Annotated in this window: 25 protein-coding genes and 1 other annotated feature; of the genes, 5 read left to right on the plus strand and 20 right to left on the minus strand. The window is 31.9% G+C overall.

What is annotated here, in order from left to right; translation table 11 throughout:
• Window positions 1-159: 159 nt before the first annotated feature.
• From prdB (M2214_RS12650) to pdaB, 14 genes are all read right to left on the minus strand, one after another.
• A complete protein-coding gene (prdB, locus tag M2214_RS12650) occupies window positions 160-885 on the minus strand; it encodes a D-proline reductase (dithiol) protein PrdB (protein ID WP_248479043.1) in 726 nt (241 codons plus the stop codon).
• Between the two features lie 21 nt (window positions 886-906).
• The gene (locus M2214_RS12655) at window positions 907-1176 is read right to left on the minus strand and encodes a CBO2463/CBO2479 domain-containing protein (protein ID WP_248479044.1); all 270 of its coding nucleotides are present in this window, start codon (window positions 1174-1176) and stop codon (window positions 907-909) included.
• Between the two features lie 23 nt (window positions 1177-1199).
• Entirely contained in the window at window positions 1200-3059 is a 1860-nt protein-coding gene (gene prdA, locus M2214_RS12660) for a D-proline reductase (dithiol) proprotein PrdA (RefSeq protein WP_248479046.1), read from the minus strand.
• Between the two features lie 15 nt (window positions 3060-3074).
• Window positions 3075-4358: a proline reductase-associated electron transfer protein PrdC gene (gene prdC / locus M2214_RS12665; protein WP_248479048.1), complete on the minus strand. Its 1284-nt coding sequence runs from the start codon at window positions 4356-4358 to the stop codon at window positions 3075-3077.
• A gap of 435 nt (window positions 4359-4793) precedes the next feature.
• Window positions 4794-5666: a sulfite exporter TauE/SafE family protein gene (locus M2214_RS12670; RefSeq protein ID WP_248479050.1), complete on the minus strand. Its 873-nt coding sequence runs from the start codon at window positions 5664-5666 to the stop codon at window positions 4794-4796.
• A gap of 148 nt (window positions 5667-5814) precedes the next feature.
• Window positions 5815-6822 (minus strand): proline racemase, encoded by a 1008-nt coding sequence (locus M2214_RS12675; RefSeq protein WP_248479052.1) that lies wholly within the window; start codon window positions 6820-6822, stop codon window positions 5815-5817.
• 1 nt (window position 6823) lies between these two features.
• Window positions 6824-7294, minus strand: coding sequence for a glycine/sarcosine/betaine reductase component B subunit (locus tag M2214_RS12680; protein ID WP_248479054.1), 471 nt, complete (start codon window positions 7292-7294; stop codon window positions 6824-6826).
• An 11-nt stretch (window positions 7295-7305) separates the two neighbouring features.
• Window positions 7306-8067, minus strand: coding sequence for a proline reductase cluster protein PrdD (gene prdD / locus M2214_RS12685; RefSeq protein ID WP_248479075.1), 762 nt, complete (start codon window positions 8065-8067; stop codon window positions 7306-7308).
• Window positions 8068-8141: 74 nt separating this feature from the next.
• Window positions 8142-8867 (minus strand): D-proline reductase (dithiol) protein PrdB, encoded by a 726-nt coding sequence (gene prdB, locus M2214_RS12690; RefSeq protein WP_248479077.1) that lies wholly within the window; start codon window positions 8865-8867, stop codon window positions 8142-8144.
• 21 nt (window positions 8868-8888) lie between these two features.
• Window positions 8889-9158 carry a CBO2463/CBO2479 domain-containing protein gene (locus M2214_RS12695; protein ID WP_248479079.1) on the minus strand — a complete coding sequence of 90 codons (270 nt, stop codon included), beginning with the start codon at window positions 9156-9158 and terminating at the stop codon, window positions 8889-8891.
• 23 nt (window positions 9159-9181) lie between these two features.
• Window positions 9182-11041, minus strand: a complete 1860-nt coding sequence (gene prdA / locus M2214_RS12700) for a D-proline reductase (dithiol) proprotein PrdA (RefSeq protein ID WP_248479081.1) — start codon at window positions 11039-11041, stop codon at window positions 9182-9184.
• A gap of 15 nt (window positions 11042-11056) precedes the next feature.
• Entirely contained in the window at window positions 11057-12340 is a 1284-nt protein-coding gene (gene prdC, locus M2214_RS12705; RefSeq protein ID WP_248479083.1) for a proline reductase-associated electron transfer protein PrdC, read from the minus strand.
• Window positions 12341-12683: 343 nt separating this feature from the next.
• The gene (gene prdR / locus M2214_RS12710) at window positions 12684-14429 is read right to left on the minus strand and encodes a sigma-54 dependent transcriptional regulator PrdR (protein WP_248479093.1); all 1746 of its coding nucleotides are present in this window, start codon (window positions 14427-14429) and stop codon (window positions 12684-12686) included.
• A gap of 181 nt (window positions 14430-14610) precedes the next feature.
• Complete coding sequence (gene pdaB, locus M2214_RS12715) at window positions 14611-15375, minus strand: polysaccharide deacetylase family sporulation protein PdaB (RefSeq protein WP_248479110.1); 765 nt, start codon at window positions 15373-15375, stop codon at window positions 14611-14613.
• A gap of 114 nt (window positions 15376-15489) precedes the next feature.
• Between pdaB and M2214_RS12720 the strand changes: the two genes are divergently transcribed.
• The 3 genes from M2214_RS12720 to M2214_RS12730 all read left to right on the plus strand — a co-directional run bounded on the left by M2214_RS12720 (window position 15490) and on the right by M2214_RS12730 (window position 16625).
• The gene (locus tag M2214_RS12720; RefSeq protein WP_248479125.1) at window positions 15490-15654 is read left to right on the plus strand and encodes a hypothetical protein; all 165 of its coding nucleotides are present in this window, start codon (window positions 15490-15492) and stop codon (window positions 15652-15654) included.
• A gap of 111 nt (window positions 15655-15765) precedes the next feature.
• Entirely contained in the window at window positions 15766-15972 is a 207-nt protein-coding gene (locus M2214_RS12725) for an alpha/beta-type small acid-soluble spore protein (protein WP_099188886.1), read from the plus strand.
• Between the two features lie 119 nt (window positions 15973-16091).
• Window positions 16092-16625: a DUF4364 family protein gene (locus M2214_RS12730; protein WP_248479127.1), complete on the plus strand. Its 534-nt coding sequence runs from the start codon at window positions 16092-16094 to the stop codon at window positions 16623-16625.
• A gap of 9 nt (window positions 16626-16634) precedes the next feature.
• Here the strand turns inward: M2214_RS12730 and M2214_RS12735 are convergent, their stop codons facing one another.
• Window positions 16635-17501: a YncE family protein gene (locus M2214_RS12735; RefSeq protein WP_248479129.1), complete on the minus strand. Its 867-nt coding sequence runs from the start codon at window positions 17499-17501 to the stop codon at window positions 16635-16637.
• A 169-nt stretch (window positions 17502-17670) separates the two neighbouring features.
• On the opposite strand from M2214_RS12735, the gene M2214_RS12740 reads away from it, so the two are divergent.
• Entirely contained in the window at window positions 17671-17928 is a 258-nt protein-coding gene (locus M2214_RS12740) for a TIGR03905 family TSCPD domain-containing protein (RefSeq protein ID WP_248479131.1), read from the plus strand.
• Between the two features lie 22 nt (window positions 17929-17950).
• On the opposite strand, the gene M2214_RS12745 is transcribed toward M2214_RS12740, so the two are convergent.
• Both M2214_RS12745 and M2214_RS12750 read right to left on the minus strand, forming a co-directional pair.
• Complete coding sequence (locus M2214_RS12745; RefSeq protein ID WP_248479133.1) at window positions 17951-19252, minus strand: bifunctional folylpolyglutamate synthase/dihydrofolate synthase; 1302 nt, start codon at window positions 19250-19252, stop codon at window positions 17951-17953.
• A 134-nt stretch (window positions 19253-19386) separates the two neighbouring features.
• Window positions 19387-22053 carry a valine--tRNA ligase gene (locus tag M2214_RS12750; protein WP_248479142.1) on the minus strand — a complete coding sequence of 889 codons (2667 nt, stop codon included), beginning with the start codon at window positions 22051-22053 and terminating at the stop codon, window positions 19387-19389.
• Window positions 22054-22117: 64 nt separating this feature from the next.
• Window positions 22118-22330: a binding site (T-box leader), on the minus strand.
• A gap of 213 nt (window positions 22331-22543) precedes the next feature.
• Here M2214_RS12750 and M2214_RS12755 point away from each other — a divergent pair.
• The gene (locus M2214_RS12755; RefSeq protein WP_248479144.1) at window positions 22544-23434 is read left to right on the plus strand and encodes a LysM peptidoglycan-binding domain-containing protein; all 891 of its coding nucleotides are present in this window, start codon (window positions 22544-22546) and stop codon (window positions 23432-23434) included.
• An 18-nt stretch (window positions 23435-23452) separates the two neighbouring features.
• On the opposite strand, the gene M2214_RS12760 is transcribed toward M2214_RS12755, so the two are convergent.
• From M2214_RS12760 to M2214_RS12770, 3 genes are all read right to left on the minus strand, one after another.
• Window positions 23453-23863, minus strand: coding sequence for an FMN-binding protein (locus M2214_RS12760; protein ID WP_248479146.1), 411 nt, complete (start codon window positions 23861-23863; stop codon window positions 23453-23455).
• Window positions 23864-23876: 13 nt separating this feature from the next.
• Complete coding sequence (locus tag M2214_RS12765; protein WP_248479148.1) at window positions 23877-24761, minus strand: FUSC family protein; 885 nt, start codon at window positions 24759-24761, stop codon at window positions 23877-23879.
• 78 nt (window positions 24762-24839) lie between these two features.
• Complete coding sequence (locus M2214_RS12770; RefSeq protein WP_248479150.1) at window positions 24840-25223, minus strand: hypothetical protein; 384 nt, start codon at window positions 25221-25223, stop codon at window positions 24840-24842.
• Between the last annotated feature and the right edge of the window lie 197 nt (window positions 25224-25420).

Consider the following 25420-nt stretch of genomic DNA (forward strand, 5'->3'; position numbering starts at 1 on the left):
TTCTTAACCTTAAGTCTTAAGAGAATTAAGTTTTGGAACTTTTAGCTTCAGTATAAAACCATTATATACTCTATATACTGATATAACGCCTATAAATTTTTGAAGATATTTCTTGTTTTATAAAACTTCCCTCTTTGTTCAAAGAGGGAAGTTTTTTAATTATACTTTAGCTACATACTCATATGGTAAAGATATTATTTTACCTGCGCTTGGTATTTCTACAAGCTTATTTAAAGTATCTTTTAATATGTTAGTTTGCATTTCAACGTTATTTGGCTCACCTGCATTTGCTCCCATTGGAACTAATGGAGCAACTGCTCTTGGGCTACCATTTTGTCTTACTACTGGAGGAAGAGCTGCTACTATTATAGTAGGTATACCTATTTCCTCAATCGCTCTCTGCACAATCACGGCAGAGCGGTGGCAAGTACCTCAGCCAGCTGTTAAGACAGCTGCATCTACGCCTTCTTCTTTTAATTGTCTAGCTATTTCTGGACCAGTTTCGTCAGTGAATTTTTGTTGATCTCCACCTCCACCCATAAATCCAAAATGCTTTGGAGCTACTTCTTTGATGAATCCTGCTTCTGCAAGTTCTCTTAATCTATCTATAGGGAACATACAGTTGATGTCCTTGTTAACATCGGCATTATCGTATCCACCATGCGATACCATCATGTCGCTAGTTGGAGCATCTCCTGGAATTACTCTAAATCCAAAATCTCCTGCTAAGTTAAATCTCTTATCTGTTTTTAAGTGCACACCAGCAGCTGTAGCTAAAGCTATTTTCATATCTTTTAATTCTTTAGTTACAGGTGTCCATACTGGTGGAGGTGTTATTGGTACAAATATTTCTGATTGAAGTCCTTTTACTACTGTAAGACTCATATCTATTACCTCTCTTTCCTGTTATTTATTTTGTTCTTGTTTACGCCTTTGGTTTTCTGCTATTATCTCGGCATATTTTTCATTAACTTCAGGTCCTAACACTTCAGGATAGCTTAATAAAAATCCAACTTCCATGCCAAGTTTTAATTCATAATCGCTTATTAACATTCTATTTGGTATTTTAAATTGACCAAGTCTACCTTTTAAATCAATAGTAACTCCACCATCTGTTAATTCAACGATTACACCTTCATACATTCTCTCTGTAGAGGAATATTTTAATCTATCCATTTATACCACCTATTTTAGGAATCTTATTTTTCGTAGATTTCTCTTCTCTTCTTACTTAATTCTAGTGATTGCTCATTCTCAAGAAGTTCTACTTTAGTTCCAGTTTCTTTTTCTATAAGCTCAACATTGTTTAACTTAACATTGTTGTTCCATTTTCTTTCTGGAGCCTTAACTTCTTCTCCAGCCATAACAGCCTTAACCATAGCTAACGCTCTTACAGCATCTTCTTTACATAATGTGTTGTTTGAAAGTATTTCATTTTCTATACCTTGCTTAGACTTATTGTTGTCTATCATGTATTTCATGTATTTATTTCCAACAACTAGAGCTCCTTGAACTGCAGAGAAAGTACATCCAACTACTGCAACTCCTCTTTTTCCTATTTGCTCATGGTGAGATGCGAAATCTATATGGTTATTTCCGAACCCTTCTGTAGTTATTATAGCTCCATCTACATCCATAGCTTCAACTATCATACCCAATCTGTTAGATACATAGAATTTCTCAGAGTTAACTTGAGGAGATCCTACAAATATAATACCTGCTAAATCTATTTCTTCATCTTTCATAGCTTCTATTACTAAAGGCTCTCTGTAGTAATGTCTTGAATTTTCTTTAGAAGCAGGTCCTATACAAGTTAATGCATGGATTCCTCCATCTAATACTTCAAGTGGAGATAACATAACTGGAACGTTTCCAAGGTCAACGTTAGGCTTAGCTCCTAATGTTCCTACTGGCTCCATTGGTAATATTAAGTTATCGTGCATTGCACCTTGTCCCATTATTTCTTTAACTATAACTACTTTTTTCTTTCCAGGTCTTCTGTATTGAGTTAACTCTTCAGTTTCAACTATTAAAGACTCATCAGCGTTCTTTAAAGCTTCTCTTATTTCTTGAGTTATAACATCTGTAGCCATATGAGCTGCAAGAGGTCCTGGTCTTTCCATATTCATTCCAGCTTTAACTGTAACTTGAGTCTTTATGAATATATCTCCTTTATCTGGAGCACCTGGTCTTCCCCACATGATATTCTTATCTAAATCACCTTCAGAAGAACCGAATTCACCTATTTGAACTCCGTTTTCATCAGTTCCTGTTACCATAACGATAACACCATCTATTACTCTAGTAATACCTGCTCCTAGTTCTCCCTCTTCTTTAGCAGCTATAGGTTGAACGTCCATTATAGTTTCACTGTAAGTGTTATACTTATCAGGAGTTACTATTTCTAACTTCATATCTACAACTAGTTCTTGACTATCTACGGCTTCTGGGCAGATATCTTTTCTTATATAAAGAGTAGTTCCCTCTATTTTAGTTTCATCAGCAAGCTCAACTTTTTCTATTTTGAAGTGCTTCTTAGTTAATGATCTCATAACCTTAGCTTCTTTAGCTTCAACAACTGGTGCTACAACTTCTTGAGCAGCTTGAGCAACAGCTGGTGCAAGTCCCATAGAAGCAGCTACATTTAAAGGTATTTCTAAATCTATATTTCTTCCTTCTCCTATGTGTATCTTAACAGATCCACCTTCAACTGGAGTAACACCAGTTACCGGAGCAACAGCTTCAACTAAAGTTTCTTTAGTTTCTTCCTTAACTTGTTCTTTAACTTCTTCAGCAGCTTCTACTTTGTTGATGCCTTCTAATAAATCAGCTGTAAGTGGAGTTAATGCATCTATAGTTTTAGTTAATTTAGCCCCTAAAACTTCTTCGATAGTTAAACAATCTGTAGATATTTCTAATAATCCTGAATCCTCTAAGTCAGCAAATATTGCTGGATCCTCTAAATTTGATGTTTCAATCACAGTACCAGCTTCGAATCTACAGCAGCAAACTGCTGGATCTTTAGCGTGAGCTTTAGCTGTTTCTGGAGTAATTGACATATAAATCGCCTCCTCTTATTTTTTTCTTCTATATATTTTATGTCCTGCACCTCTTAAAACATGGTCCGTACTATGGTATACTGGCACTCCTAACCTAGGAGCTACGTTCATAACTGTGTTAGTTCAGTCCTCACATGTTCCTGTAATAACTATTTCTGCACCTTGCTTTTTAAGGTATAGCACTTTTTCTGCTTGTCCTGGACATATTCCAGGTAAGTCACATCTATATCTTCCATTTGACTCTGTCATTCTCTTACACTTAGTTTCTGCTACAATTTCAGCTCCCATTCCAGCAGCTATTTCTTTAAGTCTGTCTTCTTGCGCACCACATTCACACGCAATTATACCAACTTTTCTGCTGTCATTAGGGAATGGCATTGATACTAATATACCTCCTAAAGTTTTAGTAACTGGAGAATCTTCTTCTCCATGAGCTCCTGTGAAAGGTCCTCCTAATACTATCTCTCCATATGGTAATTCGTATCCTCCACATTCTTGTATATAATGTTTAATAGGCATACCTATTGGAACATCCAAGAAATGCTTTCCGTTTTTAGCGTTTTTAACTCTTCCACCAACTGTAATATCCTTAGTTATAACAGGCTTTCTATCCTCTATAGCTAATACGATATTTTTCAGTGTTTCAGTGTTACAAACTACAGCTTTCGCTTCTAGTGGTAACTGTCCAGGCTTTAGTTCTACATTAAGTAGTTCTCTTATTATAACCCTTTCATCACCTGCTGGGTACATATCTGGTAAGTATTTGATTTCTATTTTTTCTTCATCTTTGCAAGCCTTACCAAGAGCTATAATAGCTTTTTTATACTTTGGCTTTACAGCTATATATCCTTTAGAAGCATTAGTCATTCCAACGACATATTTAAGGCCTTTTACAATAATTTCTGGATTTTCCTCCATTACTGCAACATTATGAGAAAGTACTGGTTCACACTCAGCGGCATTTGCTATAACATATCCACCTTTTAAATCTACATTTAATTTAATGTGTGTAGGAAATCCTGCTCCACCAGCACCCACTATACCAGCTTCTTTAACAGCTTCTATATGACTTTCAGTTTCTTTTATCTTAACGTAATCATTTGGTTGATCTTCATCAGCTTCTATGATTATGTCATTATCAGTTATTTCTGCTATTTTTCCATATACACTTGAGTGTATATTAGCACCTAGTCCGTTAGGTTCAGCTATTAACTGTCCCTTCTTAACCTCATTACCTATATTAACAATAGGTTTACATGGCGCTCCAACGTGTTGTTTTAAACTTATAGTTAAATTCACATTTTCACCTCCTGCCACTTTGTCTTCTCGTTATATTATTGAAGCAATTTATTTGCCAACTTTTATTTAATTTTACATTTTTTTGTATATTTTTCCTACAACCGTTAATTTCGCTAGTATTTATTTTTTCTATAGTATTAAGATTTTAATTTAGAATCTTCTATAGCATAATATCAAATTAATTAAATATGTCAGTTTTTTGACACCCGTTTTGTTTAATTTGATAACTTATTAACTCGCCAACACCTTTAGTTCTCTTGATTACCATGTATTTCCTTTAAGTAAAACCTTTTCCGTCAGTTTTTCAACGCACGTCTATTTTCTGACAGTTCAATTTATATAGTTTATTTCAAACACTCATCTAGTTTTTTGCATAAAAAAAATGACCATTCTTTATAGAAGAAATGGTCATTTTATATTTTAATTTCGCTCTATTTACTCTGTTATTTCTTTATTCTTAGAAGCTGATTTTAACATAGTAGTAGCTGTGTAGAATATAACAGCTATAACTAACCAAGTTAATATTTTAATAGGTAAAGATTTTACAAGGTAAGCAGCTATTAAAACTCCTATAGTTCCGCCTATAGTTATACCCATAGCAGCTCTTCTATCTATAGCTTCTTCTTTAACGAACTTAACTGATGCAACTGGCATTAAGAATGCACAAGAACCCATCATTATAGGGAATGCAACTTTTGGAGACATACCTAATAAATAAACAAGTGCCATACATGGTGCGTAAAGACCTATTCCTGCAGTCATTAATGCTCCTAGTATAAAGTTTCCAACTACTGCTATTATAAGCTTAGCTCCTGATAATCCAACAGCTTCTCCTCCACCTGGCATTAAGTTTAATTGACCTGCAAGCATTAAGAAAGCTGTAATAAATAAAGCAACTGCCATTGTTTTTTGAACCTTTTTCTCTGGAAGATTAGAAACTATTCCAGCTCCAACATAAGCTCCTATAGTTGCTGCTGCAAGCATAGATGTTAATGTTAGAGGATCCATATTTATAACTGTTATAAATATAAAAGCTTCAAGTACAACTGGAACAGTATGAGAAGCATTTAATGTTCCTGGTAAAAGTCTATCTTGAGTTTGTTTCATACCTTTAAGTAGTGCTGTTGTAGGTGCAAATGAACCTATTCCTAAAGTATCAAAGAAATCTGTTATAAATCCTATAAAAAGAACTTTTGGCCATGTATTATGCGTTTCCAAGTTATCTTTATTCCTCATGAAGTCTGGTATAAATACTGCTAGAAACCAAAGAGTTAAAACTCCTAAAACACCTAAGACTATGTTTATCATTATTTGTAACCTCCTCATTTTTTTATTTACATTTCATCATGAGTTTGATAAAAAGTAAATAACATCTGTATATTCCTAAATCATGTCTTTTTTTAATATATTGTTATAGTAATCAATATTGATTACTATAACAATATATTTATATTCTTTATTTTAATACAAATCCATGCTTTAATGGATCTTCAGGGTCTATTACAAAATGATTGAATCCTGTTATATAAGCTGACGCTGTTATTTCAGGAGTTATAGAATTATAATCAGCAACCTTACCAGTTCCAACTACTCTACCTTTGAATAAAGTTCCTAGTATACTTTCGTATACAAATAATTCTCCTTCTTTTAACTCTCCTTTAGAGTGAAGAGTTGCCATTTTAGCACTTGTTCCTGTTCCACAAGGAGATCTATCTACTTGTCCTTGTCCGAATACAACTACATTTTTGTAAGTTGCTTCTGGATGAGATGGAGCATCATATATTTCAACTAAATCAACAGTTTTTATGTGAGATAAAGTTGGATGTTGTATCTCTACATCTCTGTTTATTATATCTCTTATTTGAAGAGCTAAATCAGTTAACTTTTGAGCGTTTTTAGGCTCAACTGAAAGTCCTAATTGATTAGCATGTATTATAGCAAAGAAACTTCCTCCAAAAGATATATCAAATGTTATTTTTCCGATTTCAGGAACTTCTATTTCTACATCTTTCTTATAGTGGAAAGCCGGAACGTTAACTATAGATACTTCTTTAACTTTTCCATTTTCAACCTTAGCTGTAGATCTTACTATTCCAGCAGGAGTATCCATTACAACCTCTGTAATAGGCTCTTTTGGCTCAACCATACCAGTTTCAATAGCTACTGTTATAGCTCCTATAGATCCGTGACCACACATATTTAAGTATCCGCCACCATCCATAAAAATTATTCCAAAGTCAGCTTCTTCATTTACTGGAGCTGTTAATATAGAACCAAACATATCGTTGTGTCCTCTTGGCTCAAGCATAGTTGCAGTTCTTAGTGTATCCATATTTTTTTCTAAATATTCTTTTTTCTCAGCCATAGTTTTACCTGGTATGTTAGGCACTCCACCAACTATTATTCTTGTTGGCTCTCCCATAGTGTGTGAATCAACAGCGTGAATACTTCTTATAGCTTTCATACTATTTTCCCTCTTTTCTCATTTTTAATTTTAAAAACGCAAGTGCTTTTTTGGCATCTAAGACGTCTACATTGTTTTCTCCAACAACTTGTGTCTCTATACCTTCTTTTGATTTATTAAAATCTACTATTGTATCCATATAATTATTAGTTACTACAAATTTTGCTTGAGTTCCTACAAAACTAAGTCCTACTACAGGTATTCCTCTTTTTCCTATTTCTTCTATTGTATTTGCATAGTCTACATGAGAGTTTCCCCATCCATCAACCGAGATGATTACACCATCGGCTCTCATAGCTTCAGCCCAAGCTGCTGCTCTTTGTCCTACGAAATACTTTTCTTTATTATCTTGAGGTGTTCCTACTACCATAACACCTAAAAGATCTACATCCTTATCGCCACTTACAATATCTAGTAGTGGATCTCTAAAGTGATGAAGAGATGTTTCTTTAGTTGATGGTCCTATACCCATAATATCACCCCTTACGTCATGGCTCTTAATGCGCCATCTCTGTATTCATTAGGAGATATTATCATTGGAACATTGCCCATGTCTATAATAGATTTACCTCCTGAAACTCCACTTGGTTCATCTGAAAAAAGTTGGTTATCATACATAGCACCTTGACCTGCTATTTGCTTTACTATTACAACTTTTTTGGAATTAGGTCTTATTTTATCTAGATATTCATGTGACTCTGCTGAATCTCTTCCATCTAATTCTTTTAAAACACATCTGATTCCTTGTATAAATTCATCACATGCTCTAAATGCCGATAGTGGAAGTTTTCTTTCATATGGAATATCTGGTTTTAAAGTCACATCAAAGTGAATTATGTAATCATTCTTAGATGGAGTACCGGCTTTATCTAACACAAGCTGTTCTTTTAAAATTCCTTCAGATGATCCAAATTCATGCATCTGCTTTCCTTTACTATCAGCTCCTGTTATCATAACATAAACTCCAGTCAAAGTATGAGTTATACCTTCTCCTATTTTACCAAGTACCTTCGTAGATATTGGTACGATGTCCATAATAGTGTTTACATAAATATCATGTTGTCCAGGTTTTATTATGTTAATTTTTATATCTTTTATCAATTCTTCATTGTCCACTAAGCTTTTTGACATTTCTTTGTCAATCGTAAGCAGACGATTACTTATTGAGTTTTTATCCCCAAATTTAACTTCATTTATATGAAAAGCCTTTATTACTAATCTTCTTAGAACTTTCTCTTTATTCATATACATCACCTTTTGAAGGTATTTTTTGTTTTATAAAACTTCCCTCTTTGTTCAAAGAGGGAAGTTTTATAAAATTATATTTGAGCTACATACTCATATGGTAAAGATATTATTTTACCTGCACTTGGTATTTCTACAAGCTTATTTAAAGTATCTTTTAATATGTTAGTTTGCATTTCAACGTTATTTGGCTCACCTGCATTTGCTCCCATTGGAACTAATGGAGCAACTGCTCTTGGGCTACCATTTTGTCTTACTACTGGAGGAAGAGCTGCTACTATTATAGTAGGTATACCTATTTCCTCAATCGCTCTCTGCACGATCACGGCAGAGCGGTGGCAAGTACCTCAGCCAGCTGTTAAGACAACTGCGTCTACGCCTTCTTCTTTTAATTGTCTAGCTATTTCTGGACCAGTTTCGTCAGTGAATTTTTGTTGGTCTCCACCGCCGCCCATGAATCCAAAGTGTGCTGGAGCTACTTCTTTGATGAATCCAGCTTCTGCAAGCTCTCTTAATCTATCTATAGGGAACATACAGTTGATGTCCTTGTTAACATCGGCATTATCATATCCACCATGTGATACCATCATGTCGCTAGTTGGAGCATCTCCTGGAATTACTCTGAATCCAAAATCTCCTGCTAAGTTAAATTTCTTATCTGTTTTTAAGTGCACACCAGCAGCTGTAGCTAAAGCTATTTTCATATCTTTTAATTCTTTAGTTACAGGTGTCCATACTGGTGGAGGTGTTATCGGTACAAATATTTCTGATTGAAGTCCTTTTACTACTGTAAGACTCATATCTATTACCTCTCTTTCCTGTTATTTATTTTTTTCTTGTTCACGTCTTTGATTTTCTGCTATTATCTTGGCATATTTTTCATTAACTTCAGGTCCTAATACTTCAGGATAGCTTAATAAAAATCCAACTTCCATGCCAAGCTTTAATTCATAATCGCTTATTAACATTCTCTTTGGCATTTTAAATTGACCAAGTCTACCCTTTAAGTCAATAGTAACGCCACCATCTGTTAATTCAACGATTACACCTTCATACATTCTCTCTGTAGAAGAATACTTTAATCTATCCATTTATATCACCTATTTTAGGAATCTTATTTTTCGTAGATTTCTCTTCTCTTCTTACTTAATTCTAATGATTGCTCATTCTCAAGAAGTTCTACTTTAGTTCCAGTTTCTTTTTCTATAAGCTCAACATTGTTTAACTTAACATTGTTGTTCCATTTTCTTTCTGGAGCCTTAACTTCTTCTCCAGCCATAACAGCTTTAACCATAGCTAACGCTCTTACAGCATCTTCTTTACATAATGTGTTGTTTGAAAGTACTTCATTTTCAATACCTTGCTTAGACTTATTGTTGTCTATCATGTATTTCATGTATTTATTTCCAACAACTAGAGCTCCTTGAACTGCAGAGAAAGTACATCCAACTACTGCAACTCCTCTTTTTCCTATTTGCTCATGGTGAGATGCAAAATCTATGTGGTTGTTTCCGAATCCTTCTGTAGTTATTATAGCTCCGTCTACATCCATAGCTTCAACTATCATACCTAATCTGTTAGATACATAGAATTTCTCAGAGTTAACTTGAGGAGATCCTACAAATATAACACCTGCTAAATCTATTTCTTCATCGTTCATAGCTTCTATTACTAGAGGCTCTCTATAGTAATGTCTTGAGTTCTCTTTAGAAGCAGGTCCTATACAAGTTAATGCATGGATTCCTCCATCTAATACTTCAAGTGGAGATAACATAACCGGAACGTTTCCAAGGTCAACGTTAGGCTTAGCTCCTAATGTTCCTACTGGCTCCATTGGTAATATTAAGTTATCGTGCATTGCACCTTGTCCCATTATTTCTTTAACTATAACTACTTTTTTCTTTCCAGGTCTTCTGTATTGAGTTAACTCTTCAGTTTCAACAACTAAAGACTCATCAGCATTCTTTAAAGCTTCTCTTATTTCTTGAGTTATAACATCTGTAGCCATATGAGCTGCAAGAGGTCCTGGTCTTTCCATATTCATTCCAGCCTTAACTGTAACTTCAGTCTTAATGAATATATCTCCTTTATCTGGAGCACCTGGTCTTCCCCACATGATGTTCTTATCTAAGTCACCTTCAGAAGAACCGAACTCACCTATTTGAACTCCGTTTTCATCAGTTCCTGTTACCATAACGATAACACCATCTATTACTCTAGTAATACCTGACCCTAATTCTCCCTCTTCTTTAGAAGCTATAGGTTGAACGTCCATTATAGTTTCACTGTAAGTGTTGTACTTATCAGGAGTTATTATTTCTAACTTCATATCTACAACTAACTCTTCGCTAGCTACTGCTTCTGGGCAGATATCTTTTCTTATATAAAGAGTAGTTCCCTCTATTTTAGTTTCATCAGCAAGTTCAACTTTTTCTATTTTGAAGTGCTTTTTAGTTAATGATCTCATAACCTTAGCTTCTTTAGCTTCAGCAACTGGAGCTACAACTTCTTGAGCAGCTTGAGTAACTGGAGCAGCTGGTGCAAGACCCATAGAAGCAGCTACATTTAAAGGTATTTCTAAATCTATGTTTCTTCCTTCTCCTATGTGTATCTTAACAGATCCACCTGCAACTGGAGTAACAGCAGTTACTGGAGCTACTGTTGCTACTGGAGCTACTTCTTCAGCAGCTTCTTCTTTAACTTCTTCAGCTTTTTCTACCTTGTTAACACCTTCTAATACATCAGCTGTAAGTGGAGTTAACGCATCTACAGTTTTAGTTAATTTAGCACCTAAAACCTCTTCGATAGTTAAACAATCTGCTGATATTTCTAATAATCCTGAATCCTCTAAATCAGCAAATATTGCTGGATCCTCTAAATTTGATGTTTCAATCACAGTACCAGCTTCGAATCTACAGCAGCAAACTGCTGGATCTTTAGCGTGAGCCTTAGCTGTTTCTGGAGTAATTGACATATAAATCGCCTCCTCTTATTTTTTTCTTCTATATATTTTATGTCCTGCACCTCTTAAAACATGGTCTGTACTATGGTATACTGGCACTCCTAACCTAGGAGCTACGTTCATAACTGTGTTAGTTCAGTCCTCACATGTTCCAGTAATAACTACTTCTGCACCTTGCTTTTTAAGGTATAAAACTTTTTCTGCTTGTCCTGGACACATTCCAGGTAAATCACATCTATATCTTCCATTAGATTCTGTCATTCTCTTACACTTAGTTTCTGCTACAACTTCAGCGCCCATTCCAGCAGCTATTTCTTTAAGTCTATCTTCTTGCGCACCACATTCACACGCAATTATACCAACTTTTCTGCTGTCATTAGGGAATGGCATTGATACTAATATACCACCTAAAGTCTTAGTAACTGGAGAATCTTCTTCTCCGTGACGACCTGTGAAAGGTCCTCCTATTACTATCTCACCATATGGTAATTCGTATCCACCACATTCTTGTATATAGTGTTTAATAGGCATTCCTATTGGAACATCCAAGAAGTGCTTTCCATTTTTAGCGTTTTTAACTCTTCCACCAACTGTAATATCCTTAGTTATAACAGGTTTTCTATCCTCTATAGCTAATACAATATTTTTCAGTGTTTCAGTGTTACAAACAACAGCACCTGCTTCTAGTGGTAATTGTCCAGGTTTTAATTCTACATTAAGTAGTTCTCTTATTATAACCCTTTCATCACCTGCTGGATACATATCCGGTAAGTACTTGATTTCGATTTTCTCTTCATCTTTACATGCCTTACCAAGAGCTATAATAGCTTTTTTATACTTTGGCTTTATAGCTATATATCCTTTAGAAGCATTAGTCATTTCAACGACATATTTAAGACCTTTTACAATAATTTCTGGATTTTCCTCCATTACTGTAACATTATGAGAAAGTACTGGTTCACACTCAGCGGCATTTGCTATAACATATCCACCTTTTAAATCTACATTTAATTTAATGTGTGTAGGGAATCCTGCTCCACCAGCACCAACTATACCAGCCTCTTTAACAGCCTCTAAATGACTTTCTGTGTCTTTTATCTTAACATACTCATCTGCTTGATTTTCATCAGCCTCTATAATTATGTTCATATCAGTTATTTCTACTATTTTTCCATATACACTTGAGTGTATATTAGCACCTAGTCCGTTAGGTTCAGCTATTAACTGTCCCTTCTTAACTTCATCACCTACATTAACAATAGGTTTACATGGCGCTCCAACGTGTTGTTTTAAGCTTATAGTTAAATTCATATTTTCACCTCCTGCCATTTTTTCTTCTCGCCATATTATTAAAGCAAATGTCGTGCCAACTTTTTGTTTTTCGACATTTTTTTATTTATTTTTTCTTCGCAATAGTTGATTTTACTAGCATATAAAATTTTTATATTGTATATTAAAAAAATTTGAAAATTTTTATACTAATATGGCGAAGCAATCAACGTGTCAGTTTTCCGACTGTTTTTTCGACTATTTTTTCTCTTATTTGACAACTTATTAACCTTTACACATCTCTTATTGTCTGCATTTACATCAAATTTCATTCATGAAAATGTTTTTCTGTCTATTTTCTGACGCGTGTCTATTTTTTGACACCTTATTTAATTTTATATTGTTCCATCTTATAATATAGAGTGCTTCTAGGTATGTTTAAGTACTTAGCAGCCTTTGCTTTATTGCCATTTGACATATTTAAAGCTTTTTTTATTGTATCCTGTTCTAGTTTTGCTATTGCTTGATTTAAATCCATAGGATAGGTTTTACAATCCATAGTTTTATTAAGATTCTCAAGTATATATTTCGGAACTAACTCTTCTCTTATAATATTATCCTTGCTAAGTACAACTAAATGTTCTACTGTATTTTTAAGTTCCCTTATATTTCCCTTCCACGTATAATTTCTAAGTATATCCATAACTTCAGGATCTATTTCAGGCACAGGTTTAGAGTTTTGATCACATATCTCCTTTAAAAATTTATGTATTAATATAACGATATCTCCATGTCTCTCTCTTAAAGGAGGTAAATTAAGTTCTACTACATTTAGCCTATAGTATAAATCTTCCCTAAATTCTTCGTTTTCAATCATTCTATTTAAGTCTTTATTAGTAGCAGATATAACCCTTACATTTACCTTTATAGTTTTTTCTCCGCCAACTCTTCTCACTTCTTTTTCTTGAAGTACTCTTAAAAGCTTGGCTTGCATTTGCATCGGAAGATCTGCTATTTCATCTAAAAATACAGTTCCATTATTAGCAAGTTCAAATATACCCATCTTTCCTTTTCTATTAGCTCCTGTAAAAGCACCTGCTTCATATCCAAAGAACTCGCTTTCAAATAATTCACTAGGTATAGCACTACAGTTTACAGGTACAAACAACCCTTCTCTTTGACTATAATCATGTATAGCTCTTGAAAACACTTCTTTACCAGTACCACTTTCTCCAAGTATTAGTATACTGGCATTAGTTTTTGCTACCTGCCTTGCAGTTTGAATAGCTTTTGTAAGTTTTTCACTTTTACCAATTATATTTCCAAAATCATCACTTGCAAATTTTTTAACCTCGTTTTCTAAAAACTTCAAAGTATCATTTGCTTTTTGAAGCTGACTAGACAATTTTTTAATCTCAGTTATGTCTCTATCAGTAGATACAGCACCCACAAATTCTCCATCTATAAATATAGGTTGAGCAGTAACTATTACATCTGTATCTTTTCTTGGCGGAGAATGGTATACATCATCTACAGCTTTTTTAGTTTTTAAAACCTTCAATAATATTCCTTTTGGAAAAAAGTCTTCTAATTTTTTACCTATTATAATTTCAGACTTTACATTGTATAGCTTTTCTGAATTTTTACTCCATACTACAACATATCCATCTTTATCTATTACACAAACCGCTTCATGTATATTATTTATAACATGATCAAGAGTGATACCTATTTCCTCCATTCTCATATAAAAATAGTCTCTTATTTGATCAGTTCTTATTACTCCAATTAAATATCCATTCTCTAAAACAGGAAGTCTTGCTATTTTATTTTTAATCATCATATTTCTACAATCAAGCAAGGATTCATGTTTAGATATAGTCTTTACATCTTTTATCATAAAGTTTTTTATTGGATTACCGTCATTTAAATCATTTTTTTTAATTTTAGATATATCTGTTAATGACAATAACCCTATTAATTTTTCATCTTCATCCACAACATATACATCATCTACATTATTTTTCAATATTTCGTCTAAACACACAGAAAGCTCATCTTCATAATGAACTTGTATATATTTATTACTCATAGCTTCTTTTACCAATGTCTTCTTTGGTATTAAAAACACATAATCACCTCATATCAAATTTATGAATAATATATATGATAACATAAAAAAGTCTTTTTATATCTTCAAAACGATTTTTTCTTAAATCTACCTAATTTCTAAATAACTACATTAAAAATTAAGCTCATTGAAATAGTTAACTATTTCAATGAGCTTAATTTCGGGATTAAGAACAAATTTTTTAATCATTCTTTTTTTGCCTTCCTGTAGAATCCATATTAAAGTTTTCTTTATATATAAGTTCTGATACAGGAACTATTTCATATCCTTGTGATTTTAATTTATCTAAAATCAAAGGTAAATATTCACTTACATATTTGGCATTATTGTGAAAAAGTACTATAGATCCATTTTTTGTATTTTTAATCACTCTGTCTACAACGTGTTCAACTCCGATTTCTTTCCAATCAAGAGAATCCACGTCCCATTGTATTGTATAATAATCTAAACCTGAAGCTGTATCTATCAAAGTATCGTTATAATCACCAAAAGGAGGTCTAAAAACTACAGGTCTTTTATTTATTATTTTTTCTATTTTATCAGATGTAGTTTCAAGCTCTTCTTTAATTTGCGCCTTGCTTAAAAGACTCATTTTTGGATGAGTAGTTGAATGATTTCCAATTTCATGTCCTCTGTCAGAAATCTCTTTTACTAGATCAGGATGCTTATCCACCCAAAACCCGACAAGAAAAAAAGTTGTCTTAACATCATATTTATCTAATGTATCTAGTATGTTTTTTGTATAAGCATCGCCCCATGCCGCATCAAAGCTTATAGCTATTTTCTTCTCTTGTGTATCAACACAATAAATAGGAAGCTTTTTCTCTGGAATTTGAGCCATAGCATCCCTAATAACATAACAAGAACATACGAGTACAGTAGAACATACTAAAAATAATACAATACTTAATAACATTTTCCTTATAGAAATAATAAATACTCTCATAATTTCCTCCTTCAGCATTATTGCTTTATAATTAATTATATTTTTTTGTTTTTCAAAAAATTACTAGAAGATTTAATTTTTTAAATGGGAAAATTATTTTTAGGAGGTGATTTGATGTCTAACATAAGAAGCCATTACTCTAATGTAAATGGAAAAATAATAGAATCATCAAGAGAAACCTTAAAACTTGAACCTAGACATTATTTAAGAGAGTCTCATTCTGTAAGAGAAGGTGATACAAGAAAAAACGTGAAGATAAAAATGCATAAAAAATATTAATAACCAAAAATTAACATCATATTTTTTTAGATAATGGTTAAATTAATATTACAACATCTTACAGATGTTAGTACTCAAAATTTCAAAGACATTAAAGAGGAGGAATATACTATGGCAAGCAGAAATTCTAAAGTAGTTCCAGAGGCAAAAGCGGCTTTAAATCAAATGAAATTAGAGACAGCAAATGAATTAGGTTTATCTAACTACGAAGGCATGGACAAAGGAAATTTAACTGCAAGACAAAATGGATACGTTGGCGGATACATGACTAAAAAGTTAGTTGAAATGGCAGAGAATCAAATAGCAGGAAAAAAATAAAAGTATAAAAATAAAAAGGATATTCGAAAATTCGGATATCCTTTTTATTTTTATACTTTTATTTTTTCTGTAAATGGTTTAATATATATGTAGATATATTTTGCGGAGGATGATGTATTATGTTTGAAAATTCATCTGAAGAGTTAGCGGTTAACAAATTAGTTTTATTGTATATTTTAAAAAGAATAGAAATAGATTTAACTAATTCTCAGATTACTCAAGTTGTAATGGAAAACGAAATAATGAACTACTTTTCTCTTCAACAATTTTTGTCAGAGCTTATTCAATCCAGTTTTTTAAAAACCTACAAAGAAGACTTTAAAGAGTATTATTCATTGACTAAAAAAAGCGTACAAACTCTTGAGTATTTTATTGCTAGAATACCGTCTGATCTAAAAGAAAGTTTAGACAGGTACATATCTACTAACAAGGAAAAAGTTTTAAAAGAAACTCAAGTTAAGTGTAATTATTCTAAATTATCAGACAATGAATTTATAGTGAATTTAAAAGTTATAGAAAATCAAATTCCACTTATAAATATAGATTTAAATGTAGCTTCTACAAAACAGGCTAAACTTATCTGTGATAATTGGAAAAAAAATGCACCTAATTTATACGGAGATATAATACAGGTTTTGATAAAAAAACCTTAGATAAAGAGCCTATCTACATATTATAGTAGTAGGCTCTTTATCTACATTGATATTCTTTATTAATTCTAACGAGCTAGTTTCAAACACCTTTATTAAGTTGTTTTTTACATCCGTTACAAATAATTTACTTTCATCCTTTGATATACCTATGCCCAAAGGTCTTCCTTCTATAGCAATACTTTTTATAAGTTCATTAGTTTTATAATTTAATACCTCTAAGCTTTTGTTACAAAAATCCGTTACATACATCTCTTTTTTTAAATAATTAATACTTATCTCTACAGGAAATTTGAAACATCTTAATACGTTGAGTATTTCAAATTTAAATCTATCTACTAATATTATACTTCCATTTTTAGCTACTATATATATTATATTTTCTTCTCTATTTATCTTTAAATGCCATGGTGCAGAAGTTAATTTTATATTTTTCACAATACTCTTATTTATAATATCTATTATTAGTAAAGAATTCAAACATGGAACATATAGTTTTTTTTGCTCTTCATCAATAATTATTCCATGAGGCATGTTATCTACACATATAAGACCTACAGGATCATTATTTTTAACATCTATTATATATATACTATTAGAATCTTCATTCGCTATATACAGCTCTTCATTAGAGTACATTGCAACCTGACTTAGATTTCCTCCTATAGAAATAGACTCTATAGTAGCTTTATCCTTTATGCTAACCACATATAGCATTCCCTCAAGTCCACTTGGAATATATATTTTTTCATCTTTATCATCAATGCAAAAATGGTGAACATACATATTTTCATCCAAATATATCGTATCCTCAACTTCTAATTTCTCATTTATAACAGATATATTATTTGAGCAAAAATTAGAAACATAGATTTTCAAACTTTATACCTCCTTTCATTTACATTTTACAAAACTACTTATCCTATAATAATATATTATGGTTTACGGTATTGTGATACATTTTCATTGACTTTTTTTATGTCATATACTATATTATATCATATACTATAGTAGGGTATGGTTATTAGATAATAAGGAGGACTATAATATGTATGTTTTTAAAACTTCTGGTGTTTGTTCTAAAGAGATAAGATTTGAAATAGAAGACGATATAATCAAATCTGTAGAGTTTGTGGGAGGGTGTCCAGGAAATTTAATCGGAATCAAAAGTCTTGTAGAAGGTTCAACAGTAGATGATGTAATTGAAAAATTAAAAGGCATAGGATGCGGATCAAAATCAACTTCATGTCCAGATCAGTTCACTAAAGCTTTAGAACTTTATAAAAAGAGAAAAGAAAAACAATAAGATTAATATATAAAAAAGGTGATTAAAAATCACCTTTTTTTATTACACTTCTAATATCTCCTATCATATATAATGATCCCGCGCATATTATAACTGAATTCTTATCAGTTTTTTTAATAGCTAATTTCACAGCTTCTTCTATATCATCACAACTTGCACACTCTTTACCCACACTATTTATTATTTCTTTTAACTCACTTGATTTCATCGCTCTAGGGTTATTAGGCTTTGTTGTAATTATATCTTTACATCTAGGTATTAATATCTCACAAACAGTTTTTACATCCTTGTCTTTAAGCATACCCAATACCAAAGTTATGTCTTTATCACCCATATACCCATCTATTGTGTTACATAAAGAATTAGCTCCATCTTCATTGTGCGCCCCATCTATTATAAATAAAGGATCTTTTCTTAAAACTTCAATTCTACCAGCCCACTTAGTATTTTTAAGACCATCATATATATTTTCATCACTTATTTCAAAATCGTATTTATCTTTTAATATACTAATAACATTAAGAGCTACTATAGCATTATTAACCTGATGTCTCCCCATCAACTGTATTTCTAAGTTATCATACATTCTATCTTTAACCTTACAATTGAAAACTTGTCCAAAAACGTCCATTTTAGTTATCTCTTTATCTTCTATATTCGCCATAGTAAGTATACAATTTTTTTCTTTAACTATATTCTGTATAACAACTTCAGATTCTTTATTTTGAGGATACATAACAACTTCGCAATCATCTTTTATTATTCCACCCTTTTCATAAGCGATTTTTGCTAAAGTATCACCTAAATAGTCAGTATGATCTATACTTATAGGAGTTATGACATTTATGAGAGGTTTTTTCACAACATTTGTAGCATCAAATCTGCCTCCCATTCCAACCTCTAGAACAACAAAATCTACATTTTGCTCTTTATAATAATAAAAAGCTATAGCAGTTACTATCTCGAATTCAGTAGGATGATTGAATCCACTTTCAACCATATTATCAACCTTAGTTTTCACTATTTCAGTGACTCTTGCAAGCTCACTTTCTTGTATATTTTCAGAATTAACTCTTATCCTCTCAGTGAAAGATTCTAAATAAGGTGAAGTATATAAACCAACCTTATAGCCACCACTTATAAGCATAGAATTTATAAACGAACAAGTAGATCCTTTCCCATTAGTTCCTGCGACATGAATTATATTCAAATCATCTTGAGGATTACCAAGCAAACTTAAAAGTTCAGTTATATTATCAAGACCTAATACCCTTCCAAACTTATAAGTACCATGTATGTATTCTAGTGCTTCGTTATAATCCATCTAAATCCCCCATTCCCAACTTTTTTTATTTTAGTATAACATTTATCATAAGTGATTTGTGCAATTTTCAACATAATTATAGTACAAATATAAATATCCAAGTTCAAAGTGAACTTGGATATTTATAACAGACTCTATTTTAATTTACCCTGCAAGTTTTCTAATCTTTCAACTACAGTTTTCATCATTTCTTCATATTTATCTTTCTTAGCTTTTTCTTCTTCTACTAAAGATTCTGGTGCTTTAGCTAAGAACCCTTGATTAGATAATTTACCAGATACTCTTTTTAATTCTCCTTCAATTTTTGATTTTTCTTTTTGAAGTCTTTCTATTTCTTTTTCAAAATCAACTAATTCATCAAGAGGTATATAAATTTGAGCTCCTTCTATCACTGTTGACATTGCATCTTCAGGGATTCCAACCTTATCCTTTAATATTTCAACTTCAGATGCAGATGCTAAAGTCTTAAAGTATTCTTTTCCTTCCTCAATAGTAGCTATTTTTTCTTCAGATGCAACTATCATAAGTTTAGCTTTTTTAGAAGGAATAACATTCATTTCAGCTCTTATATTTCTTACATTTCTTATTGCTTCCATTATTAAGCTCATTTTTTCTTCTTCTTCCTTCATACTATCTTCTTCCTTGTATTTAGGCCAAGAAGCTAGAACAATACTTCCATCTACAGTTGGTAAATATTGATATATTTCTTCAGTTATAAATGGCATATATGGATGAAGAAGCTTTAATACATTTTCAAGTACATACGTTAAAGTATATAAAGCAGATTTTTTAGCAGCTAAATCATCTCCATAAAGTCTAGGTTTAACCATTTCTATATACCAGTCACAGTACTCTGACCATGTAAAATCATAAACCTTTTGAATAGCCATTCCAAGCTCGAATTTTTCCATATTCTCAGTTACATCTTTAGATAATTCATTAACTCTCGATATAACCCATTTATCTGCAAGAGTTAAGTCACCTTGAACATCTTCTCTATTTAAACCTTCAATTAAATCTTCACTTAAGTTCATAAATACAAATCTTGATGCATTCCAAAGCTTATTAGCAAAGTTTCTAGCAGATTCTACTCTCTCCATATAGAATCTCATATCGTTTCCAGGAGTATTTCCAGTAGCAAGAGTAAATCTTAATGCATCAGCACCATACTCCTTTATTACTTCAAGAGGATCTATTCCATTTCCTAAAGATTTACTCATCTTTCTTCCTTCTGAATCTCTAACAAGTCCATGTATTAAAACATGCTTAAATGGAATTTCATCCATACAATAAAGTCCTGAGAACACCATTCTTATAACCCAGAAGAATATAATATCATATCCTGTAACTAGTACATCTGTCTTATAGAAGAAATCCAGTTCCTTAGTCTTGTTAGGCCATCCAAGTGTAGAGAAAGGCCATAAAGCTGATGAGAACCAAGTATCTAGTACATCTTCATCTTGTTTTAAGTTAGTAGAATTACATTTAGGACACTTATCAGGTGCTTCTTTTGAAACAATAGCCTCTTCACAATCTTGACAATAATAAGCTGGTATTCTGTGTCCCCACCATAATTGTCTTGATATACACCAATCTCTTATATTCTCTAACCAGTGATAATAAATTTTATTGAATCTTTCTGGAACAAGTTTTATCTGCCCACTCTTAACAGCATCTATTGCAGGTCCTGCAAGCTCGTCCATCTTAACAAACCATTGCTTTGATACCATAGGCTCAATTATTGTATTACATCTATAACAATGTCCTACATTATGAGTATGATCTTTTATGTGAACTAAATAACCTTCTTTGTCTAAATCTTCAACAAGAACTTTTCTACACTCATATCTGTCCATACCTTCATATTTATCAGCTTTAGAGTTCATAGTTCCATCTTCATTCATAACTATTATTTTTTCAAGATTATGTCTTTCTCCAATTTCAAAGTCATTAGGATCATGTGCTGGAGTTATCTTAACAGCTCCCGTCCCAAATTCCATTTCAACATAATCATCTGCAATTATAGGAATTTCTCTTCCCACTAGAGGTAATATCAGACTTTTTCCTATTAAATCCTTGTATCTCTCATCATCTGGATTAACAGCAACAGCAGTATCTCCAAGTATAGTTTCTGGTCTTGTAGTTGCTATTTCTAAGAACTTATCAGAATCTTTAACTTGGTATTTAACATGATAGAAATGTCCTCCATGCTCTTCATGCTCAACTTCTGCGTCTGATAAAGATGTTTTACAATCAGGACACCAGTTTATTATTCTATTTCCTCTATATATATGTCCATCATTATATAATCTTACGAAAAATTCTGTAACAGCTTTGTTACATCCCTCATCCATAGTAAATCTTTCTTTTTCCCAATCGCAAGAATCTCCAAGCTTTTGCATTTGCTCAACTATTCTTCTTCCGTATATATTTCTCCATTCCCAAGCTCTTTCTAAGAACCCTTCTCTTCCTAGCTCATACTTACTCTTACCTTCATCTTTTTTTATCTTTTCAACAACCTTAACCTCCGTTGCAATACTTGCATGGTCAGTTCCAGGTTGCCATAAGGTAGCATATCCATCCATTCTCTTCCATCTAACAAGTATATCTTGAAGAGTATGATCAAGTGCATGCCCCATATGTAGTTGTCCTGTTATATTAGGTGGAGGTAGCATTATAGAATAAGATTCTTTAGACTCATCAACTTCTCCTTTGAAATATCCTTTTTCTAACCACTGACTGTAAAGTCTTTCTTCAAACTCTTTAGGGTCATAATTTTTAGGTAAATTTTTGATTTCCATATTAAATCCTCCTGTATTTAAAGTTATATAATCTCCTTAGTATAAAAAAAAAGCCCTTCGTCCTTAAAAGGACGAAAAGCTCGCGGTACCACCTTATTTTCAGAATAAATCTGACTCTCTTTCTTGTTAACGACAATTTGCCGGCTAAGTCTACTATTATTTCGACCCAGAAGCTCCAAAGCTACCTTCCAAAAGCTCATTCCTAGAAAATCTTTCAGCCAAGGATTTTCCTCTCTAATGGTGAAACTTTCGTACTCCTCTTTTTCACTGCTTTTATTTATATTCTATTTAATCATTTTAGTATATTATATATTTTTTTGAAATTTTGTCAACATCATTATTATATCATTCAAACAGATATTTATTCAAACTTATTGAAATTGCATCACTTTAAAATTAAAAATTTATTGAAAATTATGTTATTTGTGGAACCACAACTTTTAAATTTGAATAATATAGATTAGATGGAATTTGGAAAGGAGATAAAAACATGCTTTATTATGTAAGAAGAGGCGATACACTTCAAAGAATAGCAAATAGATTTAATGTATCTCAACAATCTATAATTAAGGCTAATGTAATTTGTGACCCAAATTACATAACAGTTAATACCCCGCTCATAATCCCTGAGCCAGGTGTAGAACTTCCAAAATCACAAGGTCAACCACCTTATTATATAGTTCAATTTAGAGATACTTTTCTGTGTTTATCAAAAGAATTTAACACTACAGTTAATAACCTAACTTATATGAATAAAATAAATCCAAACATGATACCTACAGGCTATGAAATACTTATAGGAGATTATCTTCAAAGCCCAGATGAATTGAGTAAATTATGGGAAGATACAGGAAATAGTAAATGTGATGAATTATCACCAGATCAAGTTTATGATATATATTATAACGGTTCTTTTGCATGGGAAGCTTTAGGAAGACAGTCTATACCTTACTTAATTGAACTTTTAAATAACCCTTGTGATATAGTTAAATACTATTCAATAGTAAGCCTTGGTAGAATAGGTTCTAATAACAAAACTGTAATAGATGAGCTTATAAAATTAATAAATTATGAAAACGAGTTAGTATCAAATGCAGCTAAGTGGGCATTACTTAGAATAGATATTGCAAATAAATATTCAAAAAGAATGCATGTTACAACATCAGAGAACAGAATATACAATGAACCAAATTTAAAATCAAATTCATCTACAATTCCCGCTGGAAGCCAGTTCATGTCTTTGAATTGGTCAATTCCAAGCCCTACAGATGAAAAAAATGTATTTGGAGAAACACTCTTATACGATAGAGTTAGATTCTTTACTACAGGTCAAGATGGTTATTTGCCTAGACTTGGATTTAATGAAATTAATGCGATATAAGGTATACCTTATATCGCATTAATTTTTAGCCTCTTCTAAAGCTCTTTGAACCGCAATTTTCCAATTATCAGTAGTAACTGTGGCTCCTGCTATAGAATCAACATCATACGTTTGTTTTTCAATCATTTCATCCTTCATGCTAATTCTATATTCTTTTAAATTTGGAAATACCTTTCCTTCTACTTCTTGACCTGTCCACATATCATAGTCGACTTCTTCACCACTTGCATCTAATCTTTTTAAGTCTATATTTTTTATTTTATCATCCTCAATAGTTACAATGGCCTGTTCACTTCCATATTCCCATTTATCTCCATTTGCTTCATAAACACCGTTTTTGTATGTATTCTCTATATTTGATTCTTTAGCACATCCAGTAAAAAAGATCATCCCCAATCCCAGAACTACAACACCTGCTAACTTTTTCATAATTATCACTCCTTTAATTATTTATTTCAATCCCACCATTAAAATATATTACATCTGTATCGTATCCGTCAATGTTTTTGATTGTTTCTCTCAAATGATAATTATATACAGTGTCTTTTTCTCTATTTTTTATATACTTAATTCTATCAAATTTACCATACATATTCATAATCTGTATATAATTTACATTATTTAAGTTATAATTTTGATCCATATTTTTTATAATTTTAATATGCATACAAGCATTCTCATAATTTCTTAATACAGATTTAAATTCCTTAATAGTATCTTCATTGTTAGAGTTTATATTAATACCATCTATATTTTTTTCACATTTAGTTATATTAACCTCCAGCTCTTTTAAATCTATATTTATATCCTTAACTACCTTATCTTCTAGCAACTTATTTAAGTTACCCTTAATTTTAATAAGCTCGTCCTCTATATTTCTATAGTCATTTATAGGTTTTATAAAGTAATTAACTAAAACAGCTATTATAATTCCTATAAATGTATCAAATATCCTATTTAATCCATAAAAAATAGGATCCCTTCCATCCAAATTAGTCATAATTACACAAAATACAATACCAGCTATACTTATTGATTTGTTCCATCCAAGAAGATTGCATATATATATAACAATCGCTATTCCAATTCCTATACTTATTATATTTTCAGGGCTTATAATATAAAATATAACTCCCAGTGTAGCTCCAACAATAGTTCCCAGCATTCTATTTCTACCTACTTTAAACGATTCTCCTACAGTTGTTTGCATTGATATAATAGCTGCTATTGCTGCATAAAAAGGATACTCCATATTTAAAAAACGAGAAATGGCAACTGATAAAGATACTGCTATTGCAGTTTTTATGTTTCTCATTCCAAGTTTCATATCGTTCACCCCCTTAACTACATTATACCTCAATATTCTCAGTATAAAAAAAAACTTGGCGTATGATCGCCAAGTTTTTTAATAACCGTAATAATCAAATCTTCTTCTTCTTCTTCTTCTTCTCCTTCTTTGAGGTCTTCTTCTATCCAAAAGTTCTCTAAGTAATAATATAGTTATTATATCTCTTCCAAATCTGTCTCTTCTATTCCTCATAAACTCTTCTTCTTCATCTTCGTCTCTAAATAGACAGCTTTTAGTGCATTTTTCATATATATTATCTACAATCTTTTTTATTTTCTTTTGACTTGGAAATGGATTCATATCTGGATTTTCTTCTAAATCATATTCTTCACAATACTCATATACATAAGGATATACTCTATGGTATATTTCAGGATATGATTTTCTAGCCTCATTATAGCAATAATTCATATAATAGTTATACATATAATAATTATACATACACTCACCCCTTCGTATTATACTATGTATATTCATCCCTTTTCGTTATAATAAATAGACATTTTTTACCATTAAGAATTATAATATTTTCGTTTTATGGATACCTTTGGAAAAAATCTACACCTGCAACTGTTTTTGAGCAACAGAGCCCGTAGGGATCGTTGGCGACATGAGTCACTGCGTTAGCGAGTAGACGA

Source organism: Tepidibacter aestuarii, from assembly GCF_934924865.1.
Lineage (GTDB): Bacteria > Bacillota > Clostridia > Peptostreptococcales > Peptostreptococcaceae > Tepidibacter_A > Tepidibacter_A aestuarii.